Annotated in this window: 17 protein-coding genes; 13 read left to right on the forward strand and 4 right to left on the reverse strand. The window is 68.2% G+C overall.

What is annotated here, in order from left to right; translation table 11 throughout:
- The first annotated feature begins 87 nt into the window (after positions 1 to 87).
- Positions 88 to 888, forward strand: a complete 801-nt coding sequence (locus Q7W51_02470; protein ID MDO8847238.1) for a hypothetical protein — start codon at positions 88 to 90, stop codon at positions 886 to 888.
- A 25-nt stretch (positions 889 to 913) separates the two neighbouring features.
- Here the strand turns inward: Q7W51_02470 and Q7W51_02475 are convergent, their stop codons facing one another.
- Positions 914 to 1,192, reverse strand: coding sequence for an acylphosphatase (locus Q7W51_02475; protein ID MDO8847239.1), 279 nt, complete (start codon positions 1,190 to 1,192; stop codon positions 914 to 916).
- Between the two features lie 61 nt (positions 1,193 to 1,253).
- A complete protein-coding gene (locus Q7W51_02480) occupies positions 1,254 to 2,270 on the reverse strand; it encodes a 4Fe-4S binding protein (protein ID MDO8847240.1) in 1,017 nt (338 codons plus the stop codon).
- 258 nt (positions 2,271 to 2,528) lie between these two features.
- On the opposite strand from Q7W51_02480, the gene Q7W51_02485 reads away from it, so the two are divergent.
- A complete protein-coding gene (locus tag Q7W51_02485) occupies positions 2,529 to 2,732 on the forward strand; it encodes a cold-shock protein (GenBank protein ID MDO8847241.1) in 204 nt (67 codons plus the stop codon).
- Positions 2,733 to 2,842: 110 nt separating this feature from the next.
- Entirely contained in the window at positions 2,843 to 3,214 is a 372-nt protein-coding gene (gene crcB, locus Q7W51_02490) for a fluoride efflux transporter CrcB (GenBank protein ID MDO8847242.1), read from the forward strand.
- Positions 3,215 to 3,250: 36 nt separating this feature from the next.
- Here the strand turns inward: crcB and Q7W51_02495 are convergent, their stop codons facing one another.
- Complete coding sequence (locus Q7W51_02495; protein MDO8847243.1) at positions 3,251 to 4,036, reverse strand: MerR family transcriptional regulator; 786 nt, start codon at positions 4,034 to 4,036, stop codon at positions 3,251 to 3,253.
- Between the two features lie 130 nt (positions 4,037 to 4,166).
- Between Q7W51_02495 and Q7W51_02500 the strand changes: the two genes are divergently transcribed.
- The 9 genes from Q7W51_02500 (at position 4,167) to Q7W51_02540 (ending at position 12,902) form a co-directional block, all read left to right on the forward strand.
- On the forward strand, positions 4,167 to 4,688 hold the full coding sequence (locus Q7W51_02500) for a hypothetical protein (protein MDO8847244.1): 522 nt from the start codon (positions 4,167 to 4,169) through the stop codon (positions 4,686 to 4,688).
- Positions 4,685 to 5,869 (forward strand): iron-containing alcohol dehydrogenase, encoded by a 1,185-nt coding sequence (locus Q7W51_02505; protein ID MDO8847245.1) that lies wholly within the window; start codon positions 4,685 to 4,687, stop codon positions 5,867 to 5,869. The genes Q7W51_02500 and Q7W51_02505 overlap by 4 nt, the downstream gene beginning before the upstream one ends.
- The gene (locus Q7W51_02510; GenBank protein ID MDO8847246.1) at positions 5,866 to 7,794 is read left to right on the forward strand and encodes an aldehyde ferredoxin oxidoreductase family protein; all 1,929 of its coding nucleotides are present in this window, start codon (positions 5,866 to 5,868) and stop codon (positions 7,792 to 7,794) included. The genes Q7W51_02505 and Q7W51_02510 overlap by 4 nt, the downstream gene beginning before the upstream one ends.
- A 40-nt stretch (positions 7,795 to 7,834) precedes the next feature.
- The gene (locus Q7W51_02515) at positions 7,835 to 8,692 is read left to right on the forward strand and encodes a GRP family sugar transporter (protein MDO8847247.1); all 858 of its coding nucleotides are present in this window, start codon (positions 7,835 to 7,837) and stop codon (positions 8,690 to 8,692) included.
- 61 nt (positions 8,693 to 8,753) lie between these two features.
- On the forward strand, positions 8,754 to 9,224 hold the full coding sequence (locus tag Q7W51_02520) for an HAD family hydrolase (protein MDO8847248.1): 471 nt from the start codon (positions 8,754 to 8,756) through the stop codon (positions 9,222 to 9,224).
- Positions 9,221 to 10,141: a carbohydrate kinase family protein gene (locus Q7W51_02525; GenBank protein ID MDO8847249.1), complete on the forward strand. Its 921-nt coding sequence runs from the start codon at positions 9,221 to 9,223 to the stop codon at positions 10,139 to 10,141. Before Q7W51_02520 ends, Q7W51_02525 begins: the two co-directional genes overlap by 4 nt.
- Positions 10,138 to 11,082: a pseudouridine-5'-phosphate glycosidase gene (locus tag Q7W51_02530; protein ID MDO8847250.1), complete on the forward strand. Its 945-nt coding sequence runs from the start codon at positions 10,138 to 10,140 to the stop codon at positions 11,080 to 11,082. The genes Q7W51_02525 and Q7W51_02530 overlap by 4 nt, the downstream gene beginning before the upstream one ends.
- Positions 11,079 to 11,810: a TIGR00730 family Rossman fold protein gene (locus tag Q7W51_02535; protein MDO8847251.1), complete on the forward strand. Its 732-nt coding sequence runs from the start codon at positions 11,079 to 11,081 to the stop codon at positions 11,808 to 11,810. The genes Q7W51_02530 and Q7W51_02535 overlap by 4 nt, the downstream gene beginning before the upstream one ends.
- 66 nt (positions 11,811 to 11,876) lie before the next feature.
- Positions 11,877 to 12,902 carry a hypothetical protein gene (locus Q7W51_02540; GenBank protein ID MDO8847252.1) on the forward strand — a complete coding sequence of 342 codons (1,026 nt, stop codon included), beginning with the start codon at positions 11,877 to 11,879 and terminating at the stop codon, positions 12,900 to 12,902.
- Between the two features lie 12 nt (positions 12,903 to 12,914).
- Here the strand turns inward: Q7W51_02540 and Q7W51_02545 are convergent, their stop codons facing one another.
- The gene (locus tag Q7W51_02545) at positions 12,915 to 13,853 is read right to left on the reverse strand and encodes an FAD-dependent oxidoreductase (protein ID MDO8847253.1); all 939 of its coding nucleotides are present in this window, start codon (positions 13,851 to 13,853) and stop codon (positions 12,915 to 12,917) included.
- Between the two features lie 80 nt (positions 13,854 to 13,933).
- Here Q7W51_02545 and Q7W51_02550 point away from each other — a divergent pair.
- On the forward strand, positions 13,934 to 14,188 hold a 255-nt coding region (locus tag Q7W51_02550), incomplete at its 3' end, for a ferredoxin-thioredoxin reductase catalytic domain-containing protein (GenBank protein MDO8847254.1).

A 14,188-nucleotide genomic window follows, 5' to 3' on the forward strand; every position in this document is an offset into this window, starting at 1 on the left:
GCTTCCACGGGTCCAGCTGTGCGGCTACGCTATGCGGAGGCGTGGTCGTGTCCGGCAGAGCACGTCGACCGACAACAGGGGGTCTCCATGTACGACGCTGCTGCGCTGCCGAACGCACCGCGGCAACTCGAGCCGCTCGTGCGCAACGGCACGATCCCCGCGAGGCGGGTATGGATCATGCTCGCCCTTCGGTCCTTTGTCTCTTTCACGCTGCTGCTTACCGTGGCGGGGATCTTCGCCGCGCGCGGGAGTGCCGATGCGGTACTCGAGTCTGCTGCCTGGTGGCTGTGGTTCGTGACCATCACCAACGTCCTGACCGTGGTACTGATGCGCCGGTTCGCCCATGCCGAAGGGCTTCGGCTGCGAGACCTGTACTTCGTGAACCGTGCCTCGTGGAAGGGCGACTTGCTCTGGCTGGTCCTCGGTCTGGTGGTCACAGCGGTCGTGGCACAAGCCCCCGGCCTGGCACTCGCGAAGGCCCTGTGGGGAGATGCCGCATTCCCCAACGATATGCTGTTCCAGCCGCTCCCCCTGCTTGCGGTCTATCCGTTGTTCGTCCTCATGCCCACCATCCACGCCTTCGCCGAGCTGCCGCTGTACTGGGGCTACGTCGCGCCGCGGCTGCGCGCCCGCGGGATGAGCGCATGGCTCACGATCCTGCTGGTCGCCTCGGTGCTCTCGGTGCAGCACATGTTCTTCAGCTTCCAGCTCGACTGGCGATATGACCTGTGGCTTGCGGTGAAGTTCCTGCCGTTCGCGGTGTGGACCGGCTACTTGGTGCACCGCCGTCCGACCGTCTTGCCGTACATGATGGCGGCGCACTTTGCGCTCGATGCGATGCTTCCCGTGCTGGTCTACATGGTCTCGACCGGCGTCTCACTGAGCTGACGAGGGGAGACCTCGTACTCGAGTCTCACCTCATGCTGAAGCCGCTGGTCTCCTCGGGTTCGCTCCACCGGACGTCCACGCGTTCGACCGACGCTCGTGGTGGTCCCTCGTGACACCAGGCGATCAGCCGCTCGACTGCGGCCCGTGGTCCCTCGAAGACGGCCTCCACGTCCTCGCCGGCGTTACGCACCCAGCCCGCGAGGCCGAGCGATCGTGCCTCATCGGCGGTGCTCTGGCGAAAGTAGACGCGCTGGACGCGCCCGCTGATGACGAGGTGCGCGCGGACGACTTCCTCGGCTGACATAGGCACTCCCCCCAGAAATCCGCTCCCTGCCGAGCCTACCTGCGACGGCGTGCTCCAGCTACTACTGCTGGGGCGCCATCGGCGTTTGCTGCTCGAGCAGGCCCGAGCCGATGACCTGCCTGAACACATCATCCGGGATCGTCGTGTCCCAGTTGCCGGTGAGCTTCGCCGCGCCGATGATCCCGAACCACAGTATCACCACGAGCAGCGGCCATACCCACGGCGCGATGCGCACTCGACCGGCCACCTTGGCCTGAAGACAGCCGTCGACGGGGCACACCCTCACGCAGTCCATGCAGCCGTCGCACTCGGGCGCGCGGACGGTACTCGCGTGCTGCACGTCGACGAGCGCATGGCACGACTTCGTGCAGCGCGAGCAGTCGATGCACGTCTCGGCGTTGCGCGTCACGGCGCACGGCGACGCCATGCCCACGACCGAGTAGAGCGCGCCCAACGGGCAGGCATAGCGGCACCACACCGGTCCGAACAGCATGGACAGCACGAAGGCCAGCAGCCCCACGATGATGAAGAGCGGGTGGCCGAATCCTTCGATGATCTTGATGTCCGCCACCCACATGTACGGCAGCTCGCGGAAGCCGACCGCCTCCGAGACGGACACCAGCCCCACGAATGCGAAGAAGCCGAAGCCGAGCAGGTAGCGCAGGCCCCGGCCGGCGAGGTCGAGCCACTTCGGCAGCGGGACGTTCTTGCCGCCGAGGAGGCGTCTGCCGATCGCCGCGGCGCTCTCCCACACCGTGCCGACCGGGCAGATCCAGCCGCAGAAGCCGCGCTTGAACAGGAGCGAGGTGGCAAGCGCGCCGAGGATGATCACGAGCCCCGCAGGCAGCAGCGTGTCCCAGCCTCCGCCCTTGATCCAGCCGAAGAAACTCGTGAAGTGGCCAACGGGGAGGATGCCCGCAACCGCTTCCGGCCTCGGCACGTACGGCCCTTCGCCGCGGGCCCATGCAGCGAAAGCCAGCAGGCGGAATGCGAGCCAGACGAAGAGGGCGAGGAACGCGCCCTTCACGAACCAGCGGGACCGAGCCGCATCGAGCGCGCGACGGGGGAGATCGGACATGCGGCGGGACCTTTCGTCGGAGTCGTTCGGCGCGATGACGTATCGCCGCTGCCGGACGGTGACGCACGAGCACGGATTCTAGCAGAGGCCGTGCCGGGGCAGCGTGTTGGCCCTACACTAGCGCGTTGCCGAATCGTCGCGTACACTTTTTGCGGGGCCAGAGGCGGCCCTTTGGATCTGCGGCGTGACACCCGCGGGCTCGCGGGGGACGAGTCGCGCCGCAACTGTTTTGCCCTACGGGGCGAGAGGATGGGTTTCATGGCACAGGGTACCGTCAAGTGGTTCAATCCGGACAAGGGCTACGGCTTCATCTCGCGTGAGGATGGCGACGATCTGTTCGTCCACTTCTCCGAGATCCAGGGCGATGGCTTCAAGACCCTCGATGAGGGTGCGGCTGTCGAGTTTGACGTCACCGCCGGCCAGAATGGCAAGATGCAGGCGAGCAACGTTCGCAAGGCATAGCCTTCGGCTCAACATGACACCACAGGGAGCGGCCCCAATAGGGGCCGCTCTTCTTGTCTCAGAGGATGTGTCGTGTGCTAGCGTGGACGCGGCCGTGAGAGGAGCTGGCGATGAACGGATGGATCGGGGTTGCGGCGGGCGGAGCCATCGGCGCATCGCTGCGCTACGGGGCGACTCTGCTGTTTGCGCGCTCTGAGTCCGGAGCCTTCCCCTGGCACACGCTCGGCGTGAACGTGCTCGGCGCCTTCGCCCTTGGGCTGCTGATGGCCCTGCTGCCCGAAGGTGACGCCGCTGAGCAGTGGCGGCTGTTCCTCGGCGTGGGTGTGCTCGGTGGCTTCACCACATTCTCGACGTTCTCGTTTGAAGCGCTCTCACTCGCCCAGCACGGTTCTTGGGGGCCGGCAGCGGGGTACGTGCTCGGCAGCGTGGGAGCTGCGCTCGCAGGCGTCGCAGCTGGCTACGCGCTTGGGCGGGCACTCTAGGAGCACCCGCCCGAAGGCCGCAACGTGTCCGCGAGACTACTGCCGCGCGGCGTTCGCAAGAATCGCGTCGTGCCAGTACTGCGCCATGCCCGCGTGGATCTTCTCGTACGTGGCCGTGAAGCGCGGGTCCGCGATGTACATCTCGGCCAGGTTCACGTGCATCTTGTGCGAGCACGCATAGAACCAGGTGTCGATCTGCAGGCGGGCCGCCTCGGCCAGGTCCATCGCGCGCGGGTCGCTTGCCGCCACGCCCGCGTCCATCAGCGCCGCCGTGTCCGTGCCGATCTGCTGGTTCTCGGCCTTGAACCGCTCCCAATCGGCCCTGGTGTAGCGCGCCGTGCGCCGCGCCGACTCCTTGTAGGCGTCGGTGTCGCTCCAGCGCTCCTTCACCTCGTCTTCATACTCGGCCGGGTCGAAGTCGCCGAAGACCTCGAACGTCTCTTCCTTCGTCATGCGTACACCTGTCCTTTCTGCGTTGATCGCGCGCTCCACCGAGGTGATGAGTGCGGCGGTGCGGGCCGATTTCTGCGTGAGCATCTCGCGCTGCAGCTCGAGCGCGGCACGGCGGTCGAACGCGCCCCCGGCGAGGAGCACCCCGATGTCGTCAAGCGGGATCTCGAGCTCGCGGAAGAGCAGGATCTCCTGCAGGCGGTCGAGGTCGTCCCTGCCATAGAGGCGGTAGCCCGCCTCGGTGCGTGCCGAGGGCACGAGCAGCCCGAGCTCGTCGTAGTGGTGCAGAGCGCGCACGCTCACACCTGCCAGGCGAGAGACCTCGCTCACCGTGAGGAGTTCGTCTGCGGCGACACCCGTCGTTCTGGTCATTCCGATCACCTCCGCAGCGGAGCATAAACCCTCACGTAACGTGAGGGTCAAGCCCTCCGACAGATTATCTTCGGTCGGCTCGCTGAAGCGATACGATGGGCGGGGTCATGCATCGTCCGAGGAGGCGCTCATGGGGGCAAGCGGATGGCGTACGAAGCGGGGGCGCAAGGCGCTCGCCGCGGTGGTCTACTCGGTGCTCGGCCGCGGGCTGGTGGCCTGCGCGAGGCTCGATCCGCGGGTGCGGGACGAGGTGCGCACATGGCCGGACGGTGCCGTGGTGACGCTCAGGATCGCGCCGTTCGGCCCGCAGGTCTCGTGGCGCACCGCAGGCGGGGTGCTGTCGTACCTCGGCGGTGCCGAAGTGACGTCGGATCTCCTCGTGACTTTCAAGAGCGTCGATGACGCGGTGCCGCTGCTCCTCGGCATGAAGGCGGTGCTGGGCTCGTTCGCCGAGCATCGGGCGACCGTTCGCGGTGACCTCGCCGCGGCGATGTCGCTCGTGCGCTGTCTGCACATCGTGGAGGGCTACCTGTTCCCGGACGTGATGACGCGTCGCATCCTGCCGCACCCCGCCAAACGACACGTGAGTCACGCGAAGGCCTACCTCTTCCTCGTCTTCCGCACCGCGTCACTGGAAGGAGCCACCTCGTGATCCCCGACTACTACGAGTTCTGCAACTCGGCAAAGATCGTCTCCGGCAGCAAGGCGCTCGAGCACATCGGCTACGAGCTCGCCGCGCTCGGCGCCAGCAAGCCGCTCGTGCTCACCAACAAGCAGCTGCTCGAGCTCAAGGTCGCCACCGTGGTGCTCGACGCGCTCAAAGACACCGAGGCCGAGGTGGTCGCCGTCTACGACGACGTGCCGGTGGACAGCTCGGTTGCGGTCGTGAACGATGTGGCCCGCGTGTACCGGGAGACGGGCGCGGACGCGATCGTGGCCGTGGGCGGTGGCTCGGTGCTCGACACTGCCAAGGGCGCGACGATCGTCCTCACGCACGGCGCCGAGGACCTCATGGACTACCGCGGAGCCGAGAGCCTGATGGGCCGGCGTGCAATCGCGTTCATCGCGATTCCCACCACGGCCGGGACCGGCTCGGAGGTCACCTCGGCGGCGGTCATCAAGGATACCGAGCGGCACGTGAAGATGGGCTTCACCTCGCTTTCGCTTCTGCCGGATGTGGCCATTCTCGACCCGCGGATGACGACCGGCCTGCCACTTCGGCTCACCGCATCCACTGCGATGGACGCGCTCACGCACGCCGTGGAGTCGTTCAGCTGCGTGCAGGCCAACCCACTCTCCGACGGCTACTCCCGTGCGGCGATCGATCTCATCCGCGAGTACCTGCCGAAGGTGATGACTGACTCGAAGGACCCCAAGGTGCGCCTTGCGCTCGCCAACGCGGCGTTGCTCGCCGGTGCGGCGTTCAGCAACGCGATGGTGGGCATCGTGCACGCGATCGGGCACGCTACCGGCGGAGTGGCCGGCGTACCCCATGGCGACGCGATGGCGATCCTGCTGCCGCACGGCATGGAGTTCAATCTCGGCTGCGCGGGCGACCGCTACGGCGAGCTGCTCCTCAATCTTGCGGGCGCCGAGGTGTATGCATCCACGCCGCGCGAGGAGCGTCCGGCTGCGGCGATCGAGGCGGTGCGCGCGATGATGCGCGCGCACCACGAGCAGGCCGGGCTGCCCCTGACGCTGACCGAAGCCGGCGTGCTGCCCGAGCAGGTCCCGGATATCGCGAAGGCTGCGCTCAACGACGGCGCCATGTCGATGAACCCGAAGCAGCCCACCTACGAAGAAGTCGTGGAGATCCTGAAGGCCGCGCTGTGAGCACGGCGGACGCTTCCGGCGTCTGCGGCTGGATGGGTCGCGTGCTGCGCATCGACCTCACCTCGCGCGAGGTGAGCGACTACCCGTGGAGTGCCGATGACCGCCGCACCTGGCTCGGCGGCAAGTCGATGGCGGCGCGCATTCTTGCGGACGTGCTCACTGCGGAGACGGACCCGCTCGGGCCGGAGAACGTCATGGTGATCGCCACCGGGCCGCTCACCGGCACGGGCGCGCCGTCGAGTGCGCGGTTCGACATCTCGGCACGCTCGCCGCTCACGGGGCTGATTGCCTCGTCCAACTGCGGCGGGCCGTTCGGGACGTACCTCAAGAAGGCGGGCGTCGATGCGCTCGTGATCGAAGGCACCGCGGGCTCGCCGGTCTGGCTCGAGGTCAGCGAGGCGGGCGTGGTATTCCACGATGCGGACGGCATCTGGGGGATGCGCACCACCGAGGCGCAGGAGGCGATGGCATCGGCAATCGATGCGCGCTGCGGAACGATGGTGATCGGACCTGCGGGAGAGAACCGGGTGCTCTACGCGAGCGTGCTCTCGGGTGAGCGGGCAGCGGGTCGCGCAGGGATGGGAGCGGTGCTCGGCGCGAAGAACGTGAAGGGCATCGCGGCGTGGGGCGAGCGCACGGTCGAGGTCGCACATCCCGAGAAGTACCGGCAGCACCTCAAGAAGTGGATCGCTTCGCTCAAGAGCCACCCGATCGCGGGTGGGTCGCTCCCGGCACTCGGCACAGCCGGCTTCCTCGAGCCGATGCAGGAACTCGGCATCGTGGCCACGCGCAACTTCAAGGCCGGACGCTACCAGCACGCCGCCGAGATCGACGGGCGCGCACTCGCCGAGCGCAGGCTGGTCGCCAACGCGGGCTGCCTGTCGTGCCCGATCCGCTGCGCGCGGGTGGTTGAGCTCGAGGGTCGCCGCGTGAAGGGGCCCGAGCTCGAAACGCTCGTGCTGCTCGGCGCCAACCTCGAGAACCCGGATCTCGACCGCATCATCGAGTGGAACGTGCAGCTCGACGAACTCGGGCTCGACACGATGTCGACCGGCGTCACGCTCTCCTACGCGATGGAGGCAGCCGAGAAGGGCCTGTGGGACAACGGCCTCGCGTTCGGCCAGACCGACGGCCTGGCGGTACTCTTCGAAGACATCGCGTACCGTCGCGGGCTGGGTGATGAGCTTGCCGAAGGTTCGCGCGCGCTCGCGAAGCGCTACGGTGGCGAGGACTTTGCCATGAACGTGAAGGGGCTCGAGCTTGCGGCCTACGAGCCGCGCGGTGCGGTCGGCCAGGGACTCGGCTACGCGGTGAGCAACCGCGGCGGCTGCCACCTGAACGCCGGCTACGCCGTGGCACTCGAGGGCCTTGCGCTCCGCATGGACGGCCGCTCGCCGAGGAGCAAGGCGGCTCTCACCGCGTTCTTCCAGGACCTGCTCGAGGTCGTGTCTGCTTCCGGAGTGTGCCTGTTCACCACGCTCGGCGTGTTTCCCGGCGCGCTTGTCGAGCATCCGGAGCGCGGACTCGGCGCGGCCGTGGCGCGTGTGTTCTCCTACGCGGGCGGCGTGATGCATCTGCTGCGCGTGTTGCCGCGCGGTCTGCTCGGCATCCCGATGCCGCTCGTGCCGCACATCCGCGCACTCGAGCTCGTCACGGGCGAGCGCTACCGCTTCGGCGGCTTCTGGTCGGTGGGCGAGCGCGCGTACAACCTCGAGCGCGTCTTAGGCCTGCGCTTCGGCAACGGTGGTGCGCTCGGCGATACGCTGCCCACGCGTCTGCTCGAGGAGCCGCAGGACCCGGCGGACCCGACGAGCGTGGTGCCGCTTGAGCGGCTGAAGGCTGACTACTATCACCAGCGTGGTTGGACCGCCGATGGGGTGCCGGAAGCCAAATTGCTCCGGCGGCTGGGCATCCCGGCGCGGTAACTTCGATCCGGCGCGGGAGCGCTGGGGTATCCTCAGCTGCATGACTGCAACCGTCATCCTCGCGCTCTCGACCTCGTTGCTCTTCGGCGTGGGCGACTTCCTCGGCGGCGTCGCTACGCGGCGCGATTCCGCGTACGCGGTCACCGGCACGTCTCACCTGCTCTCGATCGTGCTGATGACCGTGGCCGTGCTGCTGCTTCCCACAGCGCATCCCACCACGGCCGATCTCGCGTGGGGGGCCGTCTCAGGCCTCGCCGGCGTGGTGGGTGTGATCTCGCTCTTCGGCGCGCTTGCGGTGGGCCGCATGAGCATCGTGGCGCCGGTCTCGGCCGCGCTCTCGGCGTCGTTGCCGGCGATCTACGACCTCGCGACCGGGACCTCGCTCTCACCGCTCACGATCGCCGGGATCGCGCTTGCGCTCGTGGCGATCGTGATCGTGAGCATCGCTCCCGACGAGCAGTTGCACGAACCCGCGCGCGAGTACCGTCCGAGGCGCGCGCTCGGACTCGCAATGCTCTCGGGCGTGGGTTTCTCCGGCGCGTTCATCGCATTCTCGTTCACGGCTGCCGAGAGTGGCCTCACGCCGGTGCTCGCCGCGCGCGTGGTGTCCATCGTGGTCTCAGTGTTGCTCGCGCTGCGCTTCGGACGCGGATTTCCCGTCGACCGCACGGCGCTCGCGCCCACGCTCGGCGCCGGTCTCACCGACGCGCTCGCCAACATCACTATGCTCACCGCCATCCGCCTCGGCCCGCTTGCGATCGCCTCGGTGCTCGGATCGCTGTTCCCCGTGGTGGTGGTGACCCTCGCGCGGGTCTTCCTCGGCGAACGCCTGCACGCGTGGCAGAAGGTCGGCGTTGCGATAGCGGTTGTTGCCGTGCTGCTCTCGGCGCTCCCCTGACCCGTCTTCGGGTACCCTTATCTGCAGACACGCAGATGATGGTTGACCGAGAGGAGCGCGCATGCTCGCACTGGATATCCCCGGCTATGGAGCGCTCGCCCTCGAGCATCTCGTGCTCGACGTGAACGGCACGATCGCGGGCGGCGGTGAGCTGCTGCCCGGCGTGGCCGAAGGAATCGCTGCGCTTGCCGGGGTGCTGCACCCGGTCGCGATCACGGCCGACACCCACGGGACGGCGAAGGCCCTCGGCGAGCGTCTCGGCATCGACGTCCACATCATCGCCTCGGGCTGGGAGGCGGGCGACAAGCTCGCGCTCGTTCAGGAGCTCGGGGCCGACTCAGTGGTGGCCATCGGCAACGGCGCGAACGACGCGCTCGTGCTGAAGGCATCCGCGGTCGGCATCTGCGTGATCGGACCGGAGGGTGCCTCGCGAGCAGCGCTCGAGGCCGCCGACGTCACCGTGCCCTCGATCGAGTTCGCCCTGCAGCTGCTCGCCGATCCCCGGCGTCTGCTGGCGACGCTGCGCACATGACGACTGCTGCGCGCAGACCGCTCATCACCGTCGTCGGCGGCGCGAACGCCGACCTCGTCGGCATTCCTGAAGGCCGCTTCGCCCTGCGCGACTCCAACCCCGGTCACGTCCGGCGCAGTCCGGGTGGGGTGGGGCGCAACGTGGCGGAGAACCTCGCCCGCATCGGCGCCGAGGTGCGGCTCGTGACCGCATTCGGTGATGACGAGGAGGCCACGTGGCTGGCTGCCGAGTGCGAAGCTGACGGCATGGACACCTCGTTCAGCGTTCAGGCTACAGGTATCCCCGGCTGCCGGTATGTGGCCGTGCTCGACGGCACCGGCGACCTGGCCGCCGCCGTGAACGACATGCGCGCGCTCGACGTGCTGACGCCGGATGCGCTCGACCCGGCCGCGTTCGAGGGAGCCGACGCCGTGGTGTTCGACACCAACCTCCACGGCTCGACCATCGCCCGCATCGCCGAGCTGGCGGGCGATATCCCGCTCGTGCTCGATCCCGTCTCTACCGCCAAAGCGCCCAAGACCATCCCCGTGCTCGGCAGACTCGCGGCCTTCAAGGGCAACCTTCGGGAGGCCGAGGAGCTCTCCGGTGCTGCCGGAGCCGAGGGGGCTGCCAACCGGCTTCTGTTGACCGGCGCGGAGCGCGTCTTCGTGACGATGGGGGCGGGTGGCGTGTGGTGCGCTTCGGCCTCGGGGTCCTTCGCCGTGCCTGCCTTTCCCGCGAGCGTGGCGAACGCGACCGGCGCAGGAGACGCCTTCACGGCGGGTGTGGCCTGGGGGATTGCGACTGGCATGACGCTACGGCAGACCGCCGAGTGGGCGAGCGCGATGTCGGCGATCGCCCTGGAGAGCGAGCGGACCGTGAGTGAGGAAATGACCGCGGAAGCGGTGCGCGTACGGATGGAGGCGGATTCCCGATGAGGCCGCATCTCAGGATCACCGATGAAGTGAAGGAAGCGCTCGATGCCGGTCGTCCGGTCATCGCGCTCGAGTCTACGATCATCTCGCACGGCTTCCCGTACCCGGCAAACGTCGACTCGGCCCGGGAGTGCGAGCGCATCGCCCGCGAGGAGGGCGTGGTGCCGGCGACGATCGGCGTCATCGGCGGGCAGCTCGCCGTGGGACTGAGCGAAGGCGAGATCGAGCGGCTCGGCTCCAATCGCGACACGCCGAAGGCGAGCCGTCGCGACCTGCCGATGCTCCTGGCGACCGGCTCCGACGGGGCGACCACGGTGGCCGGCACGATGGCGGTCGCAGCGATGGCGGGCATCAGCGTGTTCGCCACCGGCGGCATCGGCGGCGTCCACCGAGGTGCCGAGCGCTCGTTCGACGTCTCGGCAGACCTCGAGGAGCTCAGGCGCACGAGCCTCGCGGTGGTCTCGGCCGGCGCCAAGGCGGTGCTCGACATCGGGCTCACGCTCGAGTACCTCGAGACGCGCGGCGTGCCGGTGCTCGGCTATCAGACCGACGCGTTCCCGGCCTTCTATACGCGCGACAGCGGCTTCGGCGTGGACGCGCGCTTCGAGACGCCGGACGACATCGCGGCCGTGCTACAGGCCAAGTGGGAGACCGGCCTTCATGGCGGCGTGCTCGTGGCCAATCCGATCCCTGAGGAGTACGCGCTCGACCCGGTGGAGATCGAGGAGATCATCGCTGCCGCACTCGCCGAGGTGCGCGAGAGCGGCGTCCGGGGCAAAGCGATCACCCCGGTCCTGCTCGCCCGGATCCACGAGCTCACAGGAGGAGCGAGCGAGGCGTCGAACAAAGCGCTGGTGTGGTCGAATGTCCGTCTCGCGTCCAATATCGCGACTGCGCTTGCGGCGCGCGTCCGAACAAGCCATATCGCCGGGAGGCATCAGTGACAGACGAACCAAGCAACCACCGGGCGTACGACGACTCGCTGCTTGAGATGGTCCGCGGCGCCGAAGCTGACTTCCTCGCCGGCAAGCATGGGCGATACGGCGACGTCGAAGGCGCCGTGCGCATCTTCCTCGAGATACTGCGTGGGTTCGAGTTCATGCAGAGCGACAGGCCGATCGTGACCGTCTTCGGCTCGGCGCGCTTCCGCGAAGGCGACCGCTATTACGAGCAGGCCCGCGAGATGGGCCGCGCGCTCGGCGAGGCTGGCTTTGGCGTGATGACCGGCGGCGGGCCGGGGATCATGGAGGCGGCCAACCGCGGCTGCAAGGAGGCCGGCGGCCTGTCGATCGGCGCCAACATCCGTTTGCCGCACGAGCAGGATCCCAATCCGTACATCGACCGCTTCATGGAGTTCGAGCACTTCTTCGTGCGCAAGGTGATCATGGTGAAGTACTCCTCGGCGTTCGTCGCATGCCCCGGAGGCTTCGGTACGCTCGACGAGATCTTCGAGACGCTCGTGCTCATACAGACCGACAAGATCGACGACTTCCCGGTTATCGCGCTCGGCGCAGACTTCTGGGGTCCGATGGTGGACTTCTTCCAGCAGCGCATGGTGGCCGAGGGAACGATCACGCCGGCCGATATCGATCTGATGCGCATCACCGACTCGATCGACGAAGCGATGGTGCAGATTCTGAGCAGCCCGTACACCGGCACGCTGGCTCGCTAGTTGCAGCGCCCCTGCCGGGCGGGTATACGCTTAGGTGTCCGGTGACACCTCACCCGGCAGGTTGCCATGGCAGCAACGCTCGCGACACGTGCGCGCCGAAGCCCGATCCGCTACGGGCTTGGGGTAGTGTGCGGCCTGCTCGTGGTCGCGCTCCTCGTCGCCAACCTCGTCGGGTATGCGCGCTTCCTCGCCTTCAGCGCCGCGCTTGACGCCGCGCTCGCCGCCGAGTCTTCCGGGCGCACCGTCGAGTGCGCGTGGAGCTTCCCCTTCCAGGAGAGCCGCTGCATGGTGAGCGTGGAGGTCGACGAGGCCGAACTGGTCGCGGCGGACCGGGTACCGACATCGGCGATCTTCGGCTCGGACGGATGGCTGCGCGAGCGCTACGTCGCCGAGGTCGTGGGTGCGCAGGCCGACAGTCCGGTGGTCGAGCGTCTGGTGACCGAGTTCCGGCGCATCCGCGCCGAGCGTTCGCTCGACTCCGACGAGTACCTCGAGCTGATGGTGGCGGCCGTGCAGGCCATCCCGTACGGCGATCCGGACGAGGAGACGATGCTCGCCGCCGAGGTGCTCGTGCAGGGCCGCGGCGTGTGCACCGACAAGAGCCTGCTGCTGGCGAGCCTGCTCGCCCACGAGGGATACGAGACCGTGCTGTGGGTCTTTCCCACGCAGCGTCATGTGGCGCTCGGTGTCGCGAGTGATGGCGCCAACTTCCGGGGCACGCGGTATGCGTTCGTGGAGACCACCACCCCCGCGTTCGTCGGCCAGGCCTCGCCCGAGTACCGCGCGGCGGGACCTGTGGTGCTGCCGCCCTCGCAGGTGGACCTCGGCGGCAGCAGGTCGTACGGGTCGGGCGAGCAGGTGGAGGTGATCCTCGCGGAGCTGCGGCGCCTCCAGGTGGTCTCGCTCACGGCCGATGGCTATGACGCCTACGCGCGTACGTCCATCCAGCACCGCGAACGGTATGCCGCACGGGCGATGGAGCAGTGGATCGCCGATGCGATGGCCACCTTCATCCTCACGCATACGCACGACCGCGCCGGCGTGCACTCGCTGCTCACCGCATCGCCGCCGTTGCCGACTCTCCGCTCCTAGCCTCGCGGGTCCCTAGCGGCGCTTGAGGTCGCGCGAGAGCGCCATCGCCGCCCGGGCGCCTTCGCCCGCCGCGATGATGATCTGCTTCCCCGGCGTGTCGGTGACGTCGCCGGCCGCGTAGATCCCCGCTGCGCTCGTGGCACCACGGTTGTCGATGACGATCTCGCCCTTCTCGTTCATCTCCACGAGTCCGGCGGTGAACTCGGAGACCGCGATCGAACCGCTCTCGATGAAGATGCCGGTCACGGGAACCGTCTGCTCGGTTCCCTCCTTGGGGTTCATCACCTTCACGCCGGTCACCCGGGTGTCGCCCACGATCTCGGTGACCTTGAAGCCGGTAAGCAGCGCGATGTTCGGCGCCGAGGTCACGCGCTCCATCATCGCCTCGGGCACCTTGGGCGTCTGGAGCGAGATGAGGGTAACGCGGGCACCGAGTGTGGCGAGCTCGAGCGCGGCGTCGGCGGCCGACTCGCCCGGGCCGACCACAGCCACATCGGCGTCTTTGAAGAACGCCGCGTCGCAGGTGGCGCAGTAGGAGACGCCACGTCCGGTCAATTCGCTCTCGCGCGGGACGCCAAGCTTGTTGTACTCCGCGCCCGCCGTGTAGATGACGGCCCGCGCGAGGAAGTCACCCGCGCCCTCCGTGCTCAACGCGAAGCGCCCATCCTCCGCGCGACGGATGCCGGCAACGCGCGCGTAGACCGTCTCCATCCCGAAGCGCTCCGCCTGCTGCTGCATGGCGATGGAGAGGTCCAGGCCGTTCACCCCGTCCGGGAAGCCCGGATAGTTTTCGACCGCGTCCGTCGTCGCGATCTGCCCGCCGAGCACGCCGCCCTCGAACATCACGGTCGAACGAAGGGCGCGCGCGGCGTAGAGGCCGGCGGCAAGGCCCGCCGGGCCGCCACCGACGATGGCGATCGCGATCTCGCGGACGGGGGGGGCTGCGGTCACTGGGTCACCCTTCCAGGTGGTGTCATCACTTGCGAGGGCCGCCGGTCGCGGCGAGACTGGACAGGCTCGAAGGGGGCATCGTGACGCTCGACCAGCCGTCAGACGCAGACCGCGCCGTCGCGAAGCCGGAGACGCTCGCCAAGATGCAGAAGTTCGTGGAGAACTTCGCACAGAAGTCAGGCACGTTCCTCCACCCCCAGCCCGAGATCACGGAGTTCCTCGTGATCGGCCTCGCCAAGAACGTGGACGAGGTCGGGAAGCCGCTCTGCCCCTGCATGTTCTTCGAGGACAAGCAGGAGGAAATCGAAAAGAAGTTCTGGATCTGTCCCTGCGAG

Source organism: Coriobacteriia bacterium (assembly GCA_030652115.1).
Classification (GTDB): domain Bacteria; phylum Actinomycetota; class Coriobacteriia; order Anaerosomatales; family Anaerosomataceae; genus UBA6100.

What these genes read in the sequence shown, in the direction of transcription:
- Q7W51_02470 (MDO8847238.1), top strand. Translation starts at nt 88, where the DNA reads ATGTACGACGCTGCTGCGCTGCCGAACGCACCGCGGCAACTCGAGCCG.
- Q7W51_02475 (MDO8847239.1), bottom strand. Translation starts at nt 1,192, where the DNA reads ATGTCAGCCGAGGAAGTCGTCCGCGCGCACCTCGTCATCAGCGGGCGC.
- Q7W51_02480 (MDO8847240.1), bottom strand. Translation starts at nt 2,270, where the DNA reads ATGTCCGATCTCCCCCGTCGCGCGCTCGATGCGGCTCGGTCCCGCTGG.
- Q7W51_02485 (MDO8847241.1), top strand. Translation starts at nt 2,529, where the DNA reads ATGGCACAGGGTACCGTCAAGTGGTTCAATCCGGACAAGGGCTACGGC.
- crcB (MDO8847242.1), top strand. Translation starts at nt 2,843, where the DNA reads ATGAACGGATGGATCGGGGTTGCGGCGGGCGGAGCCATCGGCGCATCG.
- Q7W51_02495 (MDO8847243.1), bottom strand. Translation starts at nt 4,036, where the DNA reads ATGACCAGAACGACGGGTGTCGCCGCAGACGAACTCCTCACGGTGAGC.
- Q7W51_02500 (MDO8847244.1), top strand. Translation starts at nt 4,167, where the DNA reads ATGGGGGCAAGCGGATGGCGTACGAAGCGGGGGCGCAAGGCGCTCGCC.
- Q7W51_02515 (MDO8847247.1), top strand. Translation starts at nt 7,835, where the DNA reads ATGACTGCAACCGTCATCCTCGCGCTCTCGACCTCGTTGCTCTTCGGC.
- Q7W51_02520 (MDO8847248.1), top strand. Translation starts at nt 8,754, where the DNA reads ATGCTCGCACTGGATATCCCCGGCTATGGAGCGCTCGCCCTCGAGCAT.
- Q7W51_02525 (MDO8847249.1), top strand. Translation starts at nt 9,221, where the DNA reads ATGACGACTGCTGCGCGCAGACCGCTCATCACCGTCGTCGGCGGCGCG.
- Q7W51_02530 (MDO8847250.1), top strand. Translation starts at nt 10,138, where the DNA reads ATGAGGCCGCATCTCAGGATCACCGATGAAGTGAAGGAAGCGCTCGAT.
- Q7W51_02540 (MDO8847252.1), top strand. Translation starts at nt 11,877, where the DNA reads ATGGCAGCAACGCTCGCGACACGTGCGCGCCGAAGCCCGATCCGCTAC.